The organism is Capnocytophaga genosp. AHN8471, assembly GCF_016806945.1.
In the GTDB taxonomy this organism is placed as follows: domain Bacteria; phylum Bacteroidota; class Bacteroidia; order Flavobacteriales; family Flavobacteriaceae; genus Capnocytophaga; species Capnocytophaga periodontitidis.
In genome coordinates this window covers 1-22,571 of record NZ_JAESPJ010000011.1, presented here as the reverse complement: position 1 = coordinate 22,571, position 22,571 = coordinate 1, and the positions used below count along the sequence as shown (strand labels likewise).

The 22,571-nt window shown below is 38.2% G+C and carries 11 protein-coding genes and 2 tRNA genes; 1 reads left to right on the top strand and 12 read right to left on the bottom strand.

Annotation, left to right across the window (positions count from 1 at the left end):
- Positions 1-77: 77 nt before the first annotated feature.
- The 12 genes from JMN12_RS05245 to JMN12_RS05190 form a co-directional block, all read right to left on the bottom strand.
- Positions 78-1,199 carry a hypothetical protein gene (locus JMN12_RS05245; protein WP_203081428.1) on the bottom strand — a complete coding sequence of 374 codons (1,122 nt, stop codon included), beginning with the start codon at positions 1,197-1,199 and terminating at the stop codon, positions 78-80.
- An 86-nt stretch (positions 1,200-1,285) separates the two neighbouring features.
- Positions 1,286-1,543, bottom strand: coding sequence for a 30S ribosomal protein S20 (gene rpsT / locus JMN12_RS05240; protein ID WP_009412977.1), 258 nt, complete (start codon positions 1,541-1,543; stop codon positions 1,286-1,288).
- Positions 1,544-1,605: 62 nt separating this feature from the next.
- Positions 1,606-1,677 (bottom strand) — tRNA-Glu (locus JMN12_RS05235).
- A 44-nt stretch (positions 1,678-1,721) separates the two neighbouring features.
- Positions 1,722-1,793 (bottom strand) — tRNA-Glu (locus tag JMN12_RS05230).
- A gap of 184 nt (positions 1,794-1,977) precedes the next feature.
- A complete protein-coding gene (locus JMN12_RS05225; RefSeq protein WP_203081427.1) occupies positions 1,978-2,985 on the bottom strand; it encodes an acyl-CoA reductase in 1,008 nt (335 codons plus the stop codon).
- 96 nt (positions 2,986-3,081) lie between these two features.
- Entirely contained in the window at positions 3,082-5,598 is a 2,517-nt protein-coding gene (locus JMN12_RS05220; RefSeq protein ID WP_203137711.1) for a DUF5686 and carboxypeptidase-like regulatory domain-containing protein, read from the bottom strand.
- Positions 5,599-5,645: 47 nt separating this feature from the next.
- Positions 5,646-7,205, bottom strand: a complete 1,560-nt coding sequence (locus JMN12_RS05215) for a UDP-glucose--hexose-1-phosphate uridylyltransferase (protein WP_203137709.1) — start codon at positions 7,203-7,205, stop codon at positions 5,646-5,648.
- Between the two features lie 39 nt (positions 7,206-7,244).
- Complete coding sequence (locus tag JMN12_RS05210) at positions 7,245-8,312, bottom strand: aldose epimerase family protein (protein ID WP_203137707.1); 1,068 nt, start codon at positions 8,310-8,312, stop codon at positions 7,245-7,247.
- A 12-nt stretch (positions 8,313-8,324) separates the two neighbouring features.
- Complete coding sequence (locus JMN12_RS05205; protein WP_203137705.1) at positions 8,325-9,482, bottom strand: galactokinase; 1,158 nt, start codon at positions 9,480-9,482, stop codon at positions 8,325-8,327.
- A 124-nt stretch (positions 9,483-9,606) separates the two neighbouring features.
- On the bottom strand, positions 9,607-10,434 hold the full coding sequence (locus JMN12_RS05200) for an alpha/beta fold hydrolase (RefSeq protein ID WP_203137703.1): 828 nt from the start codon (positions 10,432-10,434) through the stop codon (positions 9,607-9,609).
- 78 nt (positions 10,435-10,512) lie between these two features.
- Complete coding sequence (locus JMN12_RS05195; RefSeq protein ID WP_203137694.1) at positions 10,513-11,556, bottom strand: phosphotransferase enzyme family protein; 1,044 nt, start codon at positions 11,554-11,556, stop codon at positions 10,513-10,515.
- Between the two features lie 70 nt (positions 11,557-11,626).
- The gene (locus JMN12_RS05190; RefSeq protein ID WP_203137692.1) at positions 11,627-12,490 is read right to left on the bottom strand and encodes an NDP-sugar synthase; all 864 of its coding nucleotides are present in this window, start codon (positions 12,488-12,490) and stop codon (positions 11,627-11,629) included.
- 333 nt (positions 12,491-12,823) lie between these two features.
- On the opposite strand from JMN12_RS05190, the gene JMN12_RS05185 reads away from it, so the two are divergent.
- Positions 12,824-22,571, top strand: a 9,748-nt coding sequence (locus tag JMN12_RS05185) for an HYR domain-containing protein (protein WP_203137690.1), incomplete at its 3' end; no start/stop codon positions are given.

The following is a 22,571-nucleotide window of genomic DNA, read 5'->3' as shown; positions in this document are numbered from 1 at the left end:
CTAATTTAAATTTTGAAAAAGCCAATAACATCTTATAAAGGTATTATTGGCTTTTGAATTAATGAATGTGTTTAGATTCAATTATTAGTTGAAGGAATAGAATCTTGTTGAGTATCGATATATTTCATACGATCGTCTAAGTCGTTGCTGTATATATTGTTGATACGAGCTATAATACTATTGAAAGTTTCTCCTAATAAAAAAATGTTGTTTTTAAGCTCATTTTCGTTGAAATCAGGATTGTTTTTAACATTATCGGCTAATGATTTAATTTGTGTTTGAAAAAGCCTGAAACGAGCTTTTACAGTAGGAACATCAATACGTTCGGGAAAAGTATCGCTGTTGAGTAGCTCTTTGAGAGCATCTTCTATTTGTACTAACCAAAAAAATACAGAGTAATAAGAGCTTTCAACATCGGAGTGTTCTCCTACAATCTTATCAGAAAATTTACCTACTTGGTGAAAGTGTTTTGCAGGAAGTTCTAAAATAGAGCGATATAGTATTACATTGTCGTTCTCTTTAGCATTTTCGTCTAAGGAAAGCCTAATGGCGTATGACGCTGATTTTTTTGGTAAAAAATTAATTTGGTAACTGTACCAATCGTCGGAGAGGGTAGTTCTTTTTACGTTGTTAGTAGAAGTGCTCAGGGTATCAAGGGCTAAAGTAGCGGATAACTCATTGTTTTCTCCTTCCAAAAAGTTCAGTTTTACATTGGGATAATTCACTTTTTTCAAAACTACTGAAAAAGTATAAGGGATATTGGCTACCAAAAAGCGATGCCATTGTAGAAAACTTTCTGCGTTATTTTTCTTTTTTTCAAACCTGAAAACGGTATCTTTAGTAGCATCAGCTGGGGTTCTCCAATCGTGTTCTACAACGCTATTGATAACTTCAGTTTTGGAATTAACTGGATATAAACGGCTGTATATTAACAAGCTATCAGGATTGGAGAGCATCAAATCATCGGTGTTTTTAATCTTGGCAGGCGCCATAGAAACGATTACTTGCATCAGTGATTGGAAACTTTTCCAGTGTCTCATATCTTCCTGTGCTTTAGGTGTTAGGTCGATGAGTTTGAACTCTTCGAACTCTATAGACTTTGTTTTATGTGTTTGTTTTTCGTTATTATCTTGATTTGTGTTGTTACAAGAAACAAGTACTGATAGCAAAAAGAGTAGGGCATAAGATGTATATTTCATAATTTTATAAATTTAATATTAAAACACCAAAGCCAGATTTACTTGCATAAATCTGGCTATAAGTGATAAATCTAAAACCTAAATGACTATTTAGCTAATTTATTGATATGTTTAGCTAAACTGCTTTTTAAATTCGCTGCTTTATTAGCATGAATGATATTTCTCTTAGCGAGCTTGTCGATCATTGAAACTACTTTAGGGAAAAGTGTTTTAGCTTCTTCTACATTTTCTAAAGCACGTAGTTTTCTAACGGCATTACGAGCCGTTTTGTGTTGATAGCGATTGCGCAAGCGAGCTGCTTCGTTTCTTCTAATTCTTTTTAATGCTGATTTATGGTTTGCCATTTTCCTTTACTGATTTAATTTTAAGTTGTATCATTTAGATACGAATAGTGCATTTAGTGTAGTAGTCCGTAGGGGAATCGAACCCCTGTTACAAGGATGAAAACCTTGCGTCCTAACCCCTAGACGAACGGACCTTAAGTTTTTGTTTAACCGTTTAAAAAATTTAAATTATGGCTTGTAGTCCGTAGGGGAATCGAACCCCTGTTACAAGGATGAAAACCTTGCGTCCTAACCCCTAGACGAACGGACCAATTTGCTTTATTTAGGCATTGTTTCTCTCTCAATGCGGTGGCAAAAGTACTACTTTTTTTTATATCTGCAATTTTTTTTAGTACTTTTTTTTGAGAAAAGTTGTAATTATTTTATAAGTATCTTATAATTAACATCTTATAAGGTTTAAAATTTTTGTTATCAGTTGGTGTTTTTTGATTATTTTAGGCTAATTTGAGTAGGAAATTGAGAGTGTCTACTCCATCGGCGTAGTCCCATAATTGGGGGGTTTGGGTTTCTCCGAAGGCTACTTCTTCAGTTGTAAAATTGTGAGCAACTACACATTGTATTTTTTCAGCATCGGTAGTGAGTTTTTCTTTCAAGCTAGCTACATTAGTGTAGTATTCATAGAAGAGAGTAGCAATGGGAGAGCCATAGTGCTCATCTTCTTTTAGGAGTAAAAATCCGTTTTCGAGGAGCTGAAATAAACTCATTAGGTAGACGGCTTTGTTGTAGTCGTAGTTATTGGCGTATTTTTGTTCTTGAATGATATCTTTATAGGGGTAAATTGCTTGGAATAACAGGTTGAAGTCATATCCTTTAGGTACAAATAGTTTAGAAATACTTCGGCAACCTAAGCCATAGTACAGAAAAATGTCTTTACCTAAAGCGAAAAGTTCTTCAGGGGTTTCTTTTCCGGTGAGTACGGCTACTGAATGGCGGTTTTTTCTTATAATATGGGGTTTCTTACCAAAGTAATACTCAAAATAGCGTGCAGTATTATTGCTACCTGTAGCTATTACCGCATCGTATTCAGTTACTTTATCATCTGTGAAAGTTACTGCTTCTGTCCATTCAGGTGCAAAAGTCTTCATCTGTGTTATAAGGTAGGGAAGTAATACGCAGTCGTTGCTGGAGAGCTTCACGATTGCCTTATGCCCTGTTACCAATACGCATAACAAATCGTGTAAGCCTACCAAAGGTAGATTGCCAGCCATTATAATCAATATTTTTTTAGACGAAGTAGTTTGTGGTAATTGATATTGCGACAGCCATTGTTTTACATTGTTTTTGCTGAGGGCATCACTCCACGATTTAAAGGCAAATATTACATTAGTACGCGTAAACCAACTGTTCTGCTGTTCTGCTTTCTCAAATATATCGTTGAATTGTTCGGTTTTAGAAAGTAGTTCCCCTAACCGAACTAAGTTGTTTATATTTTGTTGCTTCATTACAAAGTATCTATTTTACTTTTTATCTTTTACCTTTTACTCACATACCCAGCTGTGAGCCCTCGCTAGCTTTACCTTTTACTTTTTACCTTTTACCTAAAACGATGGTACTATTCCAATCCGTACACCAAACTTAGGATTCCGCACCCCATTCACATCATTGAAATCGTTGCGCCATACGAAATCTACTCGTATAAAGCGAAAGTTACCTAACCCTATGTTCTCAATACCAAAGCCGTATTCCCAATAGAGTTTTTCGGGTGAATTAAATACAATATTGGTGATATTAGCGTTTTTGTTCCTGTTGGAGAGCGTTCCATAAGCAAATCGACCGAATATCAAGCTTTTGAATCGTGTTTTTTGTAAGAAAGGAATACGATTGAACAAGAAACCATCGAAATGATGTTCAAAATATCCATTGATATAGGTATCAGTGATAAAATCGTAGTAATCCAAAAGTGCAAAGGTGTTAGGAGCTGATGAATACGATTGGTTAGCGGGGGTGGGAGCTAAAGCAATAAGTGGTGCTGTACCAAATACTTTTCCAGCTTCAATATTAGCGTGGAAAATGCCATAACCAAAGAGAGGAATGGGTTTGTAAAGCATCATTTGCACTTTGTCGTAATCAAACTTGCTGTTTATTACCCCCTCTACTCCTTTAGAATATTTGAGGGTGTACATAGGGAAGAGTTTTTTGCCATAACGTTGTTCTACACCATAACCAAATACTTTTCGGTAAGGGGTGAAAGAGAGTTGTAGCCCTGTATAGAAGTTGTCGTACTCGTGAATTACATCACCTGTTTTAGGATTTTGGTAGGCAATGAGGAAGTTATCTTCACTTGCGGAAGAGAGTTTTTGGTAAGTGCCAAATATTGAAAATTGTAAGTTAGGAATGATATCGTAATTAATTACTCCTTGTATTTTTTTGTTGCGGGTGAGGTAGTAATTTTCACCACGTGCAATGATGAAGTTGGTAGTATTTTCGAAATTCAGTTCAGTATCGTCGTGCATTACAAAGGTACCCAATTGCAAATTATCGTTCTGATAACCAGCTCCGAGGGTGATGCGTGGACTGTGAGAAAGGAGGTATTTACCACTGAATCCGTACTTAAACTGTTTGTCTCTCAATCCATAAGCACCATATACATAGGTACGAAAGCGATCGTCGGTAGAGATGAAGGAACGGAATCCTGCACGCAAACGCAAGCCCTCAACATTGTTGCTTGAGAAAGTTTGCCAGAATCTACCAAATTGTAGGTAATTACCAATGGGGATGTAACCTGAAGTTACCACATCGGTTACATCGCCTATCATTTTGATACGCCTATTGCTTCCCACCTCACGAATTAGGAGTTTAGTTTTGGTGAGGTCAGCCCCTCCCAAGGTATTGTTATCCCAATAAGTATCATCCTTATGAAACTGATCTTTAGCTGTTTTCACTATTTGTTGGTCGTAAAATTCAGCAGTTTTAGATTTGTTCAATAATATATCGGAATAATCGATAAAGTTCTTTACATAAAGTCCTTTTTCTTCATCTTTTTTGGTAAGTAGTGTAAAATCACCTTCTTGAATTTCGCGTTCGGGTAAGTAAATACTATCGTTGGCGATGGTGAAGTATTTTTCAAATGAGAGTCGGCGTACTAAGTTGATATTGGTTTTAGGGGTGGTGTGCATTTGTATAGCACTCACTATAAAGGTTTTGGTATCTACATCAAATTGCCCTTGCAAAGCTAAATCTTGATCATCACGTGGGAAGAAGTTGATGCGATAGAATTGGCGTTCATCTTTTTGAATCGTATCGCTGAGTACATATAGATACACACCATAGCCAAATTCGGAAAGTGGACTCACGAACGGTTTGTTGAGTATCATATAAGTATTGTCATAAATCTCAAACTCGTCAAACGATTGGCTCACACGTTCCAAACCAAAACCTTGTTGCACAATGCCTTGGGAACGTTCGGCTTCTATGTCTACACGCTTTTTACCCAACTGATTGTCACCGTACACCGTTTCTATTTTTTCGGTGAGGTACATAGGGAGTGAGAAAGTTTCTTTGTATTTTTTCTCAGATAGGATTTTTCTAATAGTATCGTATTCTTTGCCTAAGGCTTTTTTGAGGAAGACAGTATCGAGGTTGTTCACCCCTAACTCGGTAGTAGTATGTTTTTTATACTGATAAGCTGTTGCATTTTGCAATCCGCGTTTCTTTTTGTTTTTCCAAATTCCTTGCAAAACGGTATAGGCAGGGTTCTCTTTTTTAGAAAGTGCCTTTTTAGGTTTAGCCACAATAGTTACTGCGTCTAACTGTTCACCTTCTACGAGTACTACTACCAATCCTTTGGTGTTATCTTTTTCCAAATGAATTTTTTTGGTGGTGTACCCTATGAATGATACCTCTAACTCTCTTTGTTTTTTTTCGGAGTATAAAGAAAAACGCCCTTCATCATCGGTATAAGCGCCGATAGTAGTTTTAGGGAATAACACATTAGCAAAAGCTATAGGTTGGCCATTTTCGTCGATTACTTTACCCGATACGTGCGTTTGAGCCCATAGATAAGAACCAAAGGGTGCAAAAGCACACAAAAAGAGCAGTAAGAAGTGTTTTTTCATCGTATAAAAGTTAATATTGAAGCGCAAAAATACAAATAATTAGCAAATTAGCAAATTTGGTTCACGAATTTCCTAAATCCTTCCTCACCTTCAGGAGTATGTTTGAACACGCCACAATTCTCCAATACCTCACAGAAAGTATCGCCTATACTCCTATTAATAAAGTTATCTAAGTTCTTTATAGAAAGTGGAGTAGGGGAGGTATTCACGTAACGTTCTAACCACTGAGTGTGTTTTTGCAAAGCAGAGTCAGCAGTCATTTGGGAATATACAGTGCTGAAAGCGTTACCAGCTGTAATGGCTTCACTAAGCAAGGTTTTAATGCTCGCCATTTCAGTCTTTAACCTACCAGGTAAAATCGCTAAGCCCATCACCTCAATAATCCCAATGTTCTCTTTTTTGATATTGTGCAGATGTTCGTAAGGGTGAAAGATACCCATAGGGTGCTCAGTATCCGTACGGTTGTTGCGCAAAGCCAAATCAAGTTCATATTTGCCGTTTTTAAAACGTGCCACAGGGTTTACCGTATTGTGACGCACACCCTCAGTATGCGAGTAGATACCTAATGATTCATCGCTGTAATTTATCCACGATTGCAAGATGATATCGGCTAAGGCGATGAGGCGGTCTTTCTCACCGCGCAATCGCAATACGCTCATAGGCCAATTTACGATGCCTGTTTCCACATCTTCAAAACCTTTGAAGCTCACGCGTTCTTTTATGGTAGCTTTTTCCATAGGGAAAACGTGTCGTCCACCTTGAAAGTGGTCGTGTGAGAGGATAGAGCCTCCTACAATAGGTAAATCGGCATTAGAGCTGAGGAAGTAATGAGGGAATTGCTCTACAAAGCCCAATACGTGCTCAAAGCAAGCCTTGTCAATCTTCATAGGGCGATGCTCACTCGAAAAGACAATACAATGCTCGTTGTAATAGATATAGGGGGAGTATTGGAAAAACCATTCCTCATTGGCTAAATCCAGCTTAATCGTGCGCAAGTTCTGCCTACCAGCGTGATTTACACGTCCCATATAGCCTTCGTTCTCTTTACAGAGCAAACATTTTGGGTAGTTAGTTGCTACCACATCTTTTTGGGCAGCAATATCACGAGGGTCTTTCTCTGGCTTAGAAAGGTTGATAGTAATCTCTAAATTGCCATAAGGGCTATTGTGTTCCCACAGAATATTCTTAGAAATCCTATCGGTGCGTATGTAGTTGCTTTGCTTGTTCAGCTCATAAAACTGTTGGGTAGCTTGCTCTTTGCTCCTTTGGTAAGTATGCCAAAAGTCTTTGCGAATTACCGATGTACGAGGTAATACCTGTCCCATAATCTTAGAGTTCAGTAGGTCGCGGAAAGTAAGCGTATCGGTAGTGAGGGTGCCGTTCTCAGCTGCCCACTGCACTAAGCGGTCGAGTACTTCCGTAGGATAAGTTATCTGGGCTACCTCTTTAGCGATTTGAGCTTGCTCTTCTTTTGTAAACTCGGTATAACTATTGCAACCAATACTTTCCAAAACAGCATTGGTAACAAGAATACGGTCTTCTTCCTTCACCAATCCGTGCAATATAGCATAGCTGATGAGGGTTTCTATTTCAATATAAACTTTCACGATTAATAATTATAAATTAATAATTAACAAGACTATTTGTTATTTAATAAAAAACTTATAAACGGTTTCTTGTTTGTACACTTCCCCTTTTTCTAAGGGTTTTACCCCAAACTTCGGCTGATTGATACCATCAGGGAAATCTTGCATCTCAATAGCTACACCTACAAATCGTGGGTTTTTTGATGGTTTTTCTTTGGCAGTACATACCTTATCGAATACAGGTACATTGTCTAAAAAGTTACCAGTGTAAATCACAGCCACACGCTGGGTAGTATAGGCTTCCATAGTAATACCACTGTGAGGAGAGTGCAATACCAACTGAGGAGCACCATTGAGTCCGCTGTGGTTGAGCACAAAGGGGTGGTCGTAGGCACGAGTGATTTTGAATTGAGGGTGCCCTTCCGCAATACCCTCAGCGATAACTTTACCTTTGCGGAGGTCGAAAGTAGTATCTTTTACAGCTATGTAATCACCCGTAGGTATCAATCCTTCTGCCAATTCACAAATATTATCAGCAGCGATTTGTAATACTTGGGTATCGCCATTCATTTCCATATCACCTGAAAGGTTGAAATAACTGTGGTTGGTGATATTGAGATAGGTTTTGGCATCGGCAACGGCTTCGTAAGCAATGTGCAGACTGTTGTCATCAGTGATGGTGTAAATCACTTTGAAATCTACTTTTGCAGGGTAGCCTTCTTCACCATCAGGACTTGTGTAGTGCATTTCTAAACCATTAGCGAGCTCTTTTACTTCAAAGAGTTTACTGCTAAAACCTTCTTTACCGCCGTGCAATGAGTTTTCACCATTATTTTTAAATAGGTGATAGGTTTTCCCGTCGATAGTGAAAGTAGCGTTGTGAATACGTCCTGAAGTGCGCCCTATGGTAGCTCCATTATAGGCGCCATTACCTATGTAATCTTCTAAATGCGCATAACCTAACACTACGTTTTTCAGTACGTTGAGCTTATCTTTTATAGCTATTTCGGTAATAGTACCGCCTAAGTTCAAAACAGACACGCGAAAGCCATTCGCATTCTGTAAGGTATATTGATAGACAGCCTGTCCGTTGTGAGTACCGAACAGGCTTTTGTTGATGGTTATCATACTTTGTCTTGTTTATAGTTTTTTAGCACCGTCGCTTACAGAAGCGATATAGAAATCGGCAGCATAACCTATTTTGTTTTTGTAAGCCTCGCCTACGTTTTTAATGAAATCGTCTACTTTGTCTTTTTTCACGATGCTTACAGTGCAACCGCCAAAGCCAGCTCCCGTCATACGTGAACCTACTACCCCAGGTTGTTCCCAAGCAAGAGCAGCCAAAGTGTCGAGTTCTACGCCTGTTACCTCATAATCGTCGCGCAAAGAAATGTGCGATTGGTTCATTAACTTACCAAACTCAGCTAAATTACCTGCTGAAAGCTCTTTTTGTGCTTTAAGAGTGCGTTGGTTTTCATATACTGCGTGTTTTGCTCTTTTTTGGCGAATAGGACTCTTGATGAGATCTTTGTTGGCTTCAAATTCTTCAATAGAGAGTTCTCCTAAGGCTTTGATAGGCAATTTAGTTTGTAATTCGGCTAAGGCTTCATCACATTCGGCACGGCGTTCGTTGTATTTAGAATCAGCGAGACCACGACGTTTGTTAGTGTTGGCAATCACAATTACCTCATTTTTAAGTACCACAGGGACATAGGCATATTTGAGAGTGTTACAATCGAGGAGAATAGCGTGGTCTTTCTTACCCATAGCTACCGCAAATTGGTCCATAATACCAGAGTTTACCCCAATGAATAGGTTTTCAGTTTTCTTGCCTAATTGCGCCATTTCCACGGGGTCAATAGAAAGGTGGAAAAGGTCTTTTAGCACAATAGCGGTAAGCATCTCAATAGAAGCAGAAGAAGAAAGCCCTGCACCATTAGGAATATTCCCAGAGAAGAGAATATCGAAACCAGAGTCGATTTTTTGTCCTGCTTCGAGGAACATTTTAATCACACCCTTTGGGTAGTTAGCCCAATCGTGTTTTTTGTCGTTGGTAAGTTCGTCGAGAGTGAACTCCATTACGCCAAGGTCAGCAAAGTTTTCAGAATACATACGGAATTTGCGATCGTTGCGTTTTTTTACGAGACCGTAAGTACCTTTGTCGATAGCGCAAGGGAACACATTACCGCCATTGTAGTCGGTATGTTCACCGATGAGATTCACACGTCCTGGTGCGAAGAATTGTTTTTCGGCAGGAGCACCGAAAACTTCTTGAAACTTTTGTTCTAAGTGTTTCATATAGTTTTAATTTTAGTTATTAGTTTTGTTTAGAAATTACTTAATTAAATAATATAATGGAAAAAGGGAGTGCTGTTAAAGACAATTCCTAATAGATATGATTCTTGTAGAGACAATATATTTCTTATCTTATAAAGGATTTTAGCTGAGTCAAATACCAATCAAAGTCATCATACATAATAAAGTGGAGCCCTTTATTGGCATATCTAAGGTCTCTCAAAGATAAATTTTGATATTGATCTCTTATGTTGTCTTTTGAAGAAGTAAATACGGACTCTAAGAGCACTAAGGCAGGCACTTTTATCTGTTTTATTTCCTCTCTGAGGTCTGTATTAGAGATTTCACATACAAGTTTGGCGAGGGTCTCCCTATCTGAGGCTACACTCCACTGAACGATGGTAGGCTTCTTGGCTTCCTTTGTTGTATAGTACATCATTGAAGCCATTTGCAAACGCTCAAAGTCTTCTTTGGGCATTGCTGTAAGTTCCTTGATCATAGGAGTACAATCCTTGTTAGGTGTTATCTTAAAATTAGGATCAGAAAGCAAAGGCAAGCAAGGCAAAGCATCTACAATCACTATTCTATCAAGTAGGTCAGAGGCTTTAGCAGCTATTTTCATAGCAAGGATGCCCCCTAAGCTATGCCCTACAATCGTAGGTTTTTGGATGTTCTCCTTTTTGATATAGGAGATAATGGCATCTGTCCAATAGTCCAAACTTGGATTCTTTACAGGGGTAATTCCTCCAAACCCCGCTAAGGTAAGCAGGTAGCAAGTGTGGTTAGTGATCAGAGCAGATACAGTCTCTTGCCAGACATCGCTGGAGCAGCCAAGTCCTGGAATAAACAAAATAGGACTTCCTTTTTCTCCTACTTTTTTCACTGAGAATGGAGATTGTCCAAACGTAGATAGTGGCAAAATAAGTAAAAGGGAGGTTATAAAAACATTTCTCATAGTAAAAAAAATAGATTTTAAATTAAAATTAGCTTGGTTTCAACTTTGGCAAAGTTTCAAACTAAAAGTTTGTATTACCTATTTAAAGTACTTTTTAGCAATCGCTCTGAGTTCTTTTTCTTTGTCTTCCAAACGCTGAAATAGCACGAACTGATTGCGGGCACGAATGTAATTCTCCTCAGGATATGAGGTTTTGAAGTACACATCGTTGTTAAAATAATCGGCGAGGAAACGGATACCGATAATGAATATCATATATTTGGCTCCGTCGACGATGTGTTTTTTCTCTGAGGGAGTCATCACAGGGTTCATTACTGAAAAACCTTTACAAAGTGCTTCGAAAAATTCAGTATTGAATACAATTTTGCTTTCATCGGCTTCGTTTTCTTCGGTAGGGCTTACCGAAGTACGTACCATATCGCCGAAATCGTACAGTAAGATACCTTGCATCACTGTATCGAGGTCGATTACTCTAAAATCATCGGGATTGGATTTATTGATGAGTACGTTATTGATTTTGGTATCGTTGTGAGTTACACGAATGGGGATGCGCTTTTCGTCTACTTCTTTTTGGATAAGGTCGAAAATTACCTTGTGTTTTTGCGCAAATTCGTATAGCTTTTCAGCTTTGTCTTTGCGTGCAGGTGTTGCCTGAGCATAGGCATCTTCGAGTTGTTGGAAGCGTAAATCTCCGTTATGGAAATTAGGAATGGTAGCCTGCAATCGAGAGGTGTCGATATTGGCAAAGGTTTTCATAAAAGTTGCAAAGGCGGTGGCAGCTTTCTCGGCTTGCCAAGGTGCTTCTATGAATTCATAAGAAGTATAGCCTTCGGCAAAAGGGAATACTCGCCATACAATGCCCTCGGCATTTACGGAGTATCCTCCTTGTTTAGCTTTCATCATCGGGAGGATGATGTGATTGTTAGGTTCAGTTTTCCAAAGCAGTTCGATGTTTTTGATGATGCTGTCGGGGGTTTTGAACACATTGCTGTTAATCCCTTGAAGGATATAATTTGTATCGGTGGTTTTTGCCAAATACGTGCGGTTGATGTGTCCGTTGCCATAAGGTTCCACAGAAAGGAGGTTTCCTTTCAAGTTAAATTGATTGGCTATTTCTTTCATTTTTATTTAGGTAAGAAGTAAGAGATAAGAAGTAAAAAAACTTATTATCTCTTACGGGTTAAACATTTTATTAGAATTTATCAGGGTATTCGCCTTTATCTACGAGTTTTTGTATTTCGTTTTGTACCAGAGCAAGATCTTCGTGATAGGTCATACCGAACCAGTTGTCGTGATTGGGTAATACTTCTAATTTATATCCGTAATCCTTAATGGCGTGTTGTACTACCATAGGGATGTAAAATTCGGATTTAGGGTCATCTTTATGTTCGGCTACAAATTCTTTGAAATAACGGTCGGCTATATCCAATACTTCGTGAGTAAATCCCCAAAAATTCATAGAAACGTAGGTGCTGAGGGGATACTCGGCGCCCGTAGCTTCGTCTACGGCAGTAGTTTCGTTAATTTTGCGCAGTTTGGTAGCTTCGTTAATAGAGAGTAGGTGATGATTGGCGTCTACTTCGCAGATACCGCGTGAAACAGTTCCGTTTTCACTAAGGGTGTTTTTCAGTAGATATCCTCCTGAGAAGAAAGTTTTTTCTTTACCAGCATTGAGCGCTTCATACATCAATTTAAAGCCTTCTTTGCCATAGTAATCATCGGCATTGATGATGAGAAAAGGGTTTTTTACAAACTCTTTTACACAAAGCATAGCGTGCCCTGTACCCCAAGGTTTTTTACGTTCGATGCCTTTTGGGTTAAAATCGTCTTGATATACGTAGGAGATAGGAACATTGTTGAAGCGGTTTTCGAGGTGTTGGCGGGTGAGGTTGTCGATTTCGTGGCGGATGATGAGCACTATATTGTCAAAACCAGCTTGTAGTGCGTCGTAAATACCGTAATCAAACAAAGCGTTGCCATTGTGAATATTTTCTAATTGTTTATCAGAGCCAAAACGGCTTCCTAATCCAGCGGCAAGAATCACTAATGTAGTCATTATAGTGTGTATTTTTTATGATTAATTAAATTACATCGGCAAAAATACAAAAAAAAAACAAAATAGCAAGAAATTAATGAAAATTAGCTTTTAAAAATCTGTATTTTTCTTACTTCATATCTTTTATTTTTTTACCTGAATAAAAATTTAACAATATTTTAACATCTAATTATTTATTTAAAAATCAGTATATTATAATAAAAAGAATGTTTTGTTAGTGTAAAAACAAGGAGACAGTGTTGTGTAAATAAGAAAGAAATATTATTTTTGTACCCTTAATTATATATAAATTACACGCGAGATATTATTACTTATAGCTTAAAAGTAAAAAAAATGAAAAAGTTTCTTACAGCAATTGTATTTTTAATCTTCACAGCAACAGGATTTGCTCAATGTATCAATGTGCAAACCACTTCTATCAAGGGAAATTGTTATAATGATAACCAGATAAAAGTAACAGCACAAGATGCTTCTCCATATCCTGCTATATGTTTACCTTCAAGTGGTAAATTTATTGTAGAAATACAAGGTGAAGGCCAAGGTGGCGATATGTTTCGTATGCAGCGCCCTTCACCTTCGGCTCCTGCTGAACATACTTTCTACAATCTTAAAGCAGGAAAGTATAAAATCATCGTACGCGATGAAAATACTGGTGCTTTTGAAGAACGTGAAGTAGAAGCCGAGTCTAACTACAAGGTAATGAATGTACAAGCTTTGCAGATATTACCTCCTATTTGTGGACAACCTAATACAGGAGGAGTACGCTTTCAGATACCTAATGGAGGGCACGGTCCTTTTGATGTTACGATTCTTGATCCTACAGGTAAAAATGTATTACTACCTACTCAAAGATTTTCAAGACCTTCAGGGTCTAATTATATAGAGGTGCGTGGTACTAATGCAAATCCTATCAAACAAAATACAGTAGTAACGCTCCAAATTAAGGATGTTACAGCTGTAGGTGAAAAATGTGGTGAAACTCGTCGTTATCCTTCTATCCAAATACCAAAAGAACAATTCTCCTTAGAATGTATGGAAATTAGAATGTATGATAGGTATATGGAAATGCACAAAACTGATTGTGGTAAATATAAAGGACAATTTAAAATTGTACGTCAAGATAACAATTGGGTAATTACGGGTATGTCAGATGCAAATGCCATTAAGAACTATTTTAAACAAACAGGTAGGGCAGTGGTTCGCTTTTTAAATTCTTCAAAACCTGATATTGATATTTCTTCTACTTTTGATGGTTATGGTTTTTATGTAAATAACTACGTTTTTAAAAAAGGTGATGAGATAGAGGTTACTATCAAAGGCCCTAAAAATACCATTAAAGAGAGAGTTCGTTTCAATGAACAAATAGACCCATTGACTTGCGCTAACTTTCAAATGCTATCTGCTGAAAACCAATCTTATAGTCGAAATTGTGGATTAGATAAGCGATTGTATTTCAATTATAATATGAGGAATCGTGACTATAGAAATATGCCTAATATAAATGGTGGCACTTACTCATATTTGTTAGGATGGGTTCACCCTATTGAGATGCAGTATTTTAAATTGGAAAAATCTCTTGGTGGTGTAGGAGGCCCTTGGGTAAATGTACCTTTGGTAGCTTCTAACTCGCCTGCTTTAGGACAGGCTCAGTGGACTAATGGATTAATCTATGTGGACAAAGTAGGAGAAGGTCTCTATAGACTTACTTATGAAAACCCTAATAACTGTCATAGTACTTGTACTTCATTAGTAAATGTTTATTATCCTACTACAGCGGCTGCAGATATCAACAAAATATTTGATAAATTAGATATAGGTTATGGAGTGTATGAAGGTACAGGAGCCTTTAGAATAGATTACCCTGTTAATATATACTCTCATCCTTTGAAATTTAAATTAGAACGAGCTGATGGTAAAAAAGTAGTTTCTTATTTTGCAAAAGTGAGTATGGGTGATCACGGTACACGTACTGTAACTTTCCCATTAGAAACTACACAACCTGCAGGAAGCTATCGATACCATTATACTAATTTACCTGAAGGAAATTATAATATTACGATTACCGATGCTTGTAGCAATACTACCCAAAAAACAATTTATATACCAGGTATGCCTGCTTATAAACCTGAATTAAAAGTTGAAAAAGATTGCGAAATAGGGAAACTCAAATACAATATAGGTAATCAAATTTTTCAAGATGGTGTTTATGTTTATTTAGAACGAGAAGAAGAGGATGCTTATGGTAACAAATCTTGGAAAGCGGTGATACAACCTTCTGGTAATGATTATGTAAGAGGACATTCAGGGGAATTTGTAAACTTACTTGCTGGTAAATATAGGATAAAAACCAGTGGTTTTTATTATAATGCTTATCTCCAACCTAAATCGGGATCTATGTATCAAACTGATGCATCCGATCCAGGAGTGCCTAGCAGGAGTTGGCAAAGTTATTTCTATAAGGAAATTTCTATTGCCGATCTTGTTAAGCTCAACCCTGTCGTAAACCCAGTGATTTGCCACCAAGGAAGTGCTACAGGTATGATAGCTGTTGATGTAACAGGTCAAGAAGTGTATTTCCCTCTTACTTTCCGCCTCTATCAAAAAACATCGGCTACGGCTACTACCGCTACGCTTAAAGAAACAGTGAAACTTGAGGCAAGTGATAATAAATACTTTAATATATTTGAAAATCTTACTACAGGTCACTACCTCATAGAGACTGAGCACCGTTGCCAAACAGTACCTAAGGATGTAGATATAGACCTTACCAATGCGTTCAATCCGTTCTTGGTGATCGACCGTCCTGTACCTTTCTGTACCGGAAATCAAGCACGTGTGAAATTAGGTCTTTCAGAACATCTTTTTGATATCAATTGGTTCAAACTTGATGCTAACGGAAATAAAACTACTACTTATCCATTACGTACTGGAGAAAGTTTCTGGGAGGCTATTTATACCACTACTACCTATATGGCTGAGTACAAACTTAAACCAGGAGTAGGATGTTCTAATAGCGCTATCTATACTAAAACAGTTACTGTGGTATTACCACCTATAGATGAACCGCCTCTTGTTAAAAACTGTCCGAATAATATAGAAGTTACTGTAGAAGCAGGGCAGTGTGGCAAGTTGGTACAATGGCGTGAACCCGAGGCATATCCTACTTGTTCAGGAGGAGTAACTACTACACGTAGCCACGCTCCAGGAAGTGTATTCCCTATAGGTGTCCATACAGTTACTTATACCTTTAAGGATAATCTATTAGCTACTATTAGCACTTGTACATTTATCGTGACAGTGAAGTCGAATGCTTTGAAACTAAAAACTTCACAACGCTATGTGGATACATCGGGTAATCCTATTACTCATCTTACTCCTAATCAAGCTTTCTTCTATGAATTAAGCTATGAGAATGTAGGGGCTGAAAATATTAAACGTGCTACTATTACAGTAAATCTACCTCCCAATTCTGCGGTAGTTACTAATGGTGAGCCCGATCTCAATAATGCAGGTGATGGTACAGTAGCTAATCCACAACCTCAGAAATTGTATAATCCTGCTACGAAAACCTATCAGTTTTTAATAGGTAGTACATCAGGTTACCCTCAATCTACCCTCAAGTTAGGCGACCCAAGGCGGAGCATTCGTATCCCAATGAAAGTAGTAGCCGATTGTGATAAACTCTTGCTACCTTGTGCTAACTATCTGAAAACAGCTTTCTCTATCACGTATGAAGGAGGACCTAACGCTTGTCCTACAGCTCAACAATCAGAGGCTGGCTCAAGTTCTATTACAGTAGATACTTCCAATTGTACACGCCAAGAAGTAGTTTGTGGTTCTGGAATAATGACACTCGAAGCTACAGGAACTTTTAATACTTATCAATGGTATAAAAATGGAAATATGCTTCCTGGCGAAACTAATCGCACATATCAAGCTAATGGTCCAGGAGTTTACAAAGTAGTAAAAACTCTTTCTTGCGAAGGAAATCAGATAGGAACTACTGAAACAATACAATACCAAGTTATTACAGCAACTACCGATCCTATCCGTGCTCAAGCACAAAACATAGGAGTAACTTGCCCTGATAATGGTAGATGGACAAGTCATTTCTACCTTTGTCAAGGAAGCTCCAAAAATATTACAGTAAGCTACCAAAATACTGCTTTTGAGTGGCAACAATGGAGTGGCTCTTGTAATGAATCATCTTCTGATTGTAGAAATACTGAAGATCAATGTTGGACAACTTTCCACAACAATCGCACTTTTGTAGCCAATACAGCAGGTAAATACCGATTGAAATTGCTTAATTGTAATGAAAGTTTCTATTTTGAAGTATTTACAGCAGGACTTACAGGTTCACTTACTGATGAAATTCACGAAACTGATTTTTCTCAAGGTTCTGTAAGATTGCTACTTAGTACTAGTGGAGTAACTTATAAAGTAGAAATTTTCAAAGGAGGTACACCTTTCCGTACTGAGGTAATCAATACAAACGATTATCGTATCAATAATTTGCCACAAGGTACTTATGATGTGAAGGTAACCTCACCACAAATACCTGGTTGTCAATACAACGGACAAGTGACTATCAACAAAACGAGCCAAATGAAGGTAACTGCTACTTTCAAAGGATTTACCTCTTGTAACAAGGCTAAGTTTGAACTTAAAGCTGAAGGTGGTAAACCTACTTACCGTTTCTATATCTGGACAATAGATGGTCAGCAACAATATACAGATATATCTACCGCTTTGAATGCTCCTCATATCGCTATTCAATTGGCACATCAGCCAAGTGTAGAGGTTGAAGTAGCAAATATCACTCGTGTAGGTGAATATATATTCTTAGTGGGTGATACTCGTAATGGAGCTTTTGCCTTGTCTAACAAGGTGACTGTAACTCCACCAAATCCACATACATTTACCTTTAGTGCAACACAAGAAATTCAGTGTGAAAGTAATCCTAATACAGGGGTGATTAATCTTACTTTTGCTCCTGGCTCTCAAAACCAAAATCGTAAGATTAATCTATATAAATTAGATAAAACAGGAGCTCGTGTAGGAGCTGCTTTCAAAACTAGTACAGGAGGTTTATTTACAGGTATTCCTGCAGGTACTTACGAAATAGAAATGCTATCACAAGTGGCAGGAACAACTTGTACCTATATCAAGAAACCTGTGGTGATACTTCCTCCTCAAGCACCTTTGCGCGCTTATGCTGGTGTAGTAGCTGATAGATCCTGCGATACAGCACATAACCAATACAAAGTATCAGTGAACAACGTTACAGGTGGTACTCCTCCTTATCGTTATAGCTTTGATGGTGAAAATACTTATGTAACTAATCCTATAGGATTTATTGGAGGTTCTACAACCATCTATGTGAAAGATAACAAAGATTGCCGTATTGAAATACCTATAGTTACACAAGCAACTTCAGTGCCTACCATAGCGTTGAGCCCTATAGCTTATCGTTGTGATAATGGTTATGGTTCAGTAACTATTACAGTTTCATCTACCGTAAGCCAAACTTACCAATATAGCATTGATGGTAGTGCCAAACAAACTCTTGCAGGTAACAACTTTAATCGATTATTATCACCAGGAGTACACACTCTTACAGTATACTATCGTCCAATAGACACTGCTACAACACCTAATGTACTCTTTGCAGAAGATTTTGGCAAAGATGATAACGATTGTTTACCAGCAGCCAATACTTCTTTGGTATGTAACTCTTCAGGAAGCCTTTCAGATGGTAACCAAGTGCTTACTAAACAACTACAAGTAAGTTCAAATCCTAATTGGCTTACCACAGCTCCTGTTGATCCTTCTGGAGGTCGTTACTTAGCAGTAGCAGGAAATGGTAACAATGAAATAGTATATCAAAAACTTCTAAAAGGAGTAGCTCCTAATACTGAATTTACTGTAAGTTTAGATGCACTCAACCTCTTTAGAACAGGAGTAACTGCCGTACCAGCTCGCCTCAATATAGAAATAGCAAAACCCGATGGTACTACTTTGCGTAGCAAGAGTTTAGCAACTATTAACAACAATAGTTGGACAAATTATAAAGTCACCTTTACCGAAGCTGAGATGACAGGTTTTGCTAATGGAGAACTATTAGTGAAAGTAGTGAATACAGCTGCTGCCACTTATGGAGGCTTAGGTAATGATTTTGTAATGGATAACCTTAAAGTATCACAGGCTATTGCTTATTGTGATTTGAAGGTTACTCAACTTATTAATATAGAAAAGAATAAACAAATGCGTGCCGAAAAATTCGGTATCGAGAAAAACGTTAGCTGTATTGGAGCTCAAGATGGTGAGGTACGTATCAAGGTTATTAATCCAACATCTACAAATATTCTTTATTCAGTAGAATGGACATACACAACTACAACCACTTGGACACCTACAACCCTTGATGCTCAAGGAGTATTTACCGTTACAGGATTAGAAGCTACCCAAAGTGGAGTAGTGAGCATAAGAGATGCTGCTAATGCTAATTGTGCAGTAACCGTAAGTTACAAAATAGGCCAGCCTACTCCTATTGTACCTACAGTAGTAGTAATGGATAAAGTAACTTGCTATAACGGTGGAGTAGCTAAGATAAAAGTATCGGCTACAGGAGGTAATGCAGGAGGTTATCAGTACAGAGTAGGATTAGTAAGTGGAACCTTAGGAGCATTGCAACCAGCAGCTCCACGAGTAAACCCTTATGAAATACCGAACCTTGCACCTGGTACTTATAGCTTAGTAGTACAAGATAGCAAAGGTTGTACTACCGAAACTACCTTTGAAATCGCTGATAAAGCTACACTTTCAGTTACTGCTGAACCTACCTCTTATTGCTATGGTGATACACAAGAGAAGAAAGTAAAAATTACAGTAATTAGCGGTAATGGAAACTATAAAGTACAACGTGTAGGAGGTAATAATTATGCCTTCAATACATCAATTTTTGAGTATCCTGATGCACTTGATGTAGGCTCTCATACATTTGTAATAACCGATGGTTTTGGTTGTCAAGCAACAGTAACTACTCAAATTTATGCACCATTATCACTCACTGTATCACCTACTCAAACACAATATGCTGATTGTAAAGGTAGCAGTGTAACCTATACACTCACCGCTTCTGGAGGTATCCCTACAGCACTCAAAGAGTTTAGCTATAGTGTTGATGGTGGAGCTACTTATCACTTTATAGCATCTAATACTACTCAAGTAACCTTTACTTATCCAGTAGCGATAGCTACCACTACCGAGTTCCGTTTCCAAGTAACTTACAAACCTGATGGAAGTGAATGTAAACGACAAGCTTATATAACTTTAGCTTACGATCCACCACGTTTCTTAACCAATACCTTTACCACTACTCAAGCTACTTGTGGTAATAACAACGGTTCGGTAACAATTACGCCAAGTAATTACTATGTAGGTACAGCTTCACATACTCTTAAAGTGGTGAATGGTTTAGGAGTAACGCAGACTCCTACAGCTTTAGCGCCAGGTAACTATATAGCGCACCTCACTGATGACCGTGGTTGTGTGGCTACTCAAGCCTTTACTATTACAGCAGTGCCTCAACTTACGGCTACAGCTACAGTAAGTAAGCAAATGGGATGTACCTCATCCGCTGCTGACTTAGCTGCCATTACAGTAACTCTCAATGGTGGAGGTATGCAACCTTTTGTTATCAATGTTAGAAATACTACTTCTGGTAAAGAGGATACACAAACACTTACAACCTCTAATAATATCTCAAGAGTATTCTCTGGATTAGATTATGGTAACTATAACATCACTATTACTGATGGCAATAGCTGTGTAACACATTTCACAACTGTAATCTTACCTAATTCTAATGTAATGTCTATCACTCCTGTAATACCTACTGCTTGTGCTACTACAGGTGAGGTACGCATTACAGCAACCAGCTCACCTACCTTTACAGCATCTACTAATGCGTACTTTGCTATATATCGACCAGGTATTCAAAACCCACCTCCGGGATCAGTTCTCAATACAGTTACTACACTTAATGCCGATGGAACTAACGATGTATGGCACAAAGGAGTTGCCTCAGGTACGGGAGTGGCAGTAACCATAGGAGGGCTCACACCAGGTGTACAATACACTTTTGTAGCTTATAATATGCTTACTAAGTGTCGTTATACCCAACAGATGACCGTGCCTGTACCTACATACTCACAGATGTCAGTAGCAATAGATGTGAAAAATGTAAGTTGTGCAACTGGCAATGATGGTACCTTTACCTTTACTTTAACAAATCCTCACGGAAGCACTACCCATATAGATTATCAAGTTTATCGTGAAGATAATCATCAACTAATGGTAGGTGCAGGAGGTACAGTGCCATCTCCATTCACCGCACCTCAAGTCGCAAATGGTAACCTGCCAGCAGGTAAATATTATGTGAAATTTACTGAAACTATTGGTGGGGTAGCTAGTTGTGTAACTTCTAAGAGCTTTGAAATCAAACGTTCGCTCACTCAGTTACAAATTACAGCAGTTGCTACCCAAAAAGCTTCTTGTAATACTCAGGGTGAAGCGTGGTTGAATATTACAGGAGGTACAGCTACTTATACTTATGGATATGTAGCTTCAGGAACATCCTACACATCATCTGTAATGACTCGTACGCTTCAAGCCTCAGATTATATCAAATTGCCTGCAGGTAATTGGGATGTATATGTACTTGATGCTTATGGTTGCTTGCAATCTACTACAGTTACTATTGATATTTTTGATACACCTAACATTGTAACTGTAACTACTTTGGCTTGCCAAGCTTACAATAACTCTAATGGTAAGATACCAGTAAGGGTAGACCTTAATAAAATAGGTCAAGGTAACCACTACTATAGTTTAGATGGTGCTGCTGATAGACCTATAGTGTGGACAATAGCTAATCAAGCATTCGAATTAGAAGTAAGTCCATTGGCGGCACACACTGTAGTTGTGAAAGATGTAAATGGCTGTGTGACTACAGCTACTTTCAGTACTACGGCACTTATTACAGCTACAGCTACTGTTAGTAGAAATAAAACTTGTGCAACCCCTACAGCCGATATCACAGTAACTGTGACTGGAGGTACAGGTACTTACAGCTATACCTTAGAACGCTTAGATAATGGCGTAGTAGCAGGTGCTGTACTTGCACAAAATGTAGCCTTCCCAACACCTACAGGTGGAGTGATTACTATCGCAACGCCTACAACCGAGGCAGCTACTTACCGCATCACTATTTACGATGCCGAAACAGAAAATTGTCCTATAGTGAAAGAAGTAGTAGTACGTGACCCCGACCCTATAAATACAGATAACACAGTGGTGCAACCTTACCACGAAAAATGTAATTTAGGACTTACTGCTACGGGTACAGGTAGCATTGATATAGCAATGCCTACCGATAGCGATAGTTATACCTTTAGGATTACAAACGCTATTGATATCACTACAGGAAATAATGTAACAGTAACTACAACTCCTGCTATCGCAGGTACTCATACAGCTACTTTCACTCAGTTACACGGTACAACACAAGGAGTGAAATATCAAATAGCTATTACTAATAGTACAGGTTGTGTGGCCTATGTTGATGCTACTATCACCTCTCCAGAACCATTAGAGTTACAAACGGGAGTGATTAGTGCCACACAATATGTTTGTGAGGGCAATAAAGGCTTATCAACTCCAAGAGTAAGTGTTGATACGAGCAAGATACGTGGAGGAATACCACCTTATACCATTGAGTTCTTTGATAATGGAGGAAATAGTTTAGGAAATGGTACAGAGTACACACTTTCGAACTTGAATGGAGGTACTTTCTACGCTATGATAAAAGACGCTTCAGGTACTTGTGCTACGAGCACCACAAGCGTAACAGTAGAACCAGCCTTCGAGTTGCAAACACTCAGTATCACCACTACAACATCAGCTACTTGCGCTGTAGACGAGGTGATCAACATCAGTGTAACCGCTACGCCTACTTATATAGCAGGTACACCATTGCGCTATGAGATAAAAGGAAATGACAATGCCTTTACCACTA

Bases quoted from the DNA above. Each gene is read 5' to 3' on its own strand.
- JMN12_RS05200 (WP_203137703.1), bottom strand. From the start codon at position 10,434: ATGAGAAATGTTTTTATAACCTCCCTTTTACTTATTTTGCCACTATCT.
- JMN12_RS05220 (WP_203137711.1), bottom strand. From the start codon at position 5,598: ATGAAAAAACACTTCTTACTGCTCTTTTTGTGTGCTTTTGCACCCTTT.
- JMN12_RS05190 (WP_203137692.1), bottom strand. From the start codon at position 12,490: ATGACTACATTAGTGATTCTTGCCGCTGGATTAGGAAGCCGTTTTGGC.
- JMN12_RS05245 (WP_203081428.1), bottom strand. From the start codon at position 1,199: ATGAAATATACATCTTATGCCCTACTCTTTTTGCTATCAGTACTTGTT.
- JMN12_RS05225 (WP_203081427.1), bottom strand. From the start codon at position 2,985: ATGAAGCAACAAAATATAAACAACTTAGTTCGGTTAGGGGAACTACTT.
- JMN12_RS05195 (WP_203137694.1), bottom strand. From the start codon at position 11,556: ATGAAAGAAATAGCCAATCAATTTAACTTGAAAGGAAACCTCCTTTCT.
- JMN12_RS05210 (WP_203137707.1), bottom strand. From the start codon at position 8,312: ATGATAACCATCAACAAAAGCCTGTTCGGTACTCACAACGGACAGGCT.
- rpsT (WP_009412977.1), bottom strand. From the start codon at position 1,543: ATGGCAAACCATAAATCAGCATTAAAAAGAATTAGAAGAAACGAAGCA.
- JMN12_RS05205 (WP_203137705.1), bottom strand. From the start codon at position 9,482: ATGAAACACTTAGAACAAAAGTTTCAAGAAGTTTTCGGTGCTCCTGCC.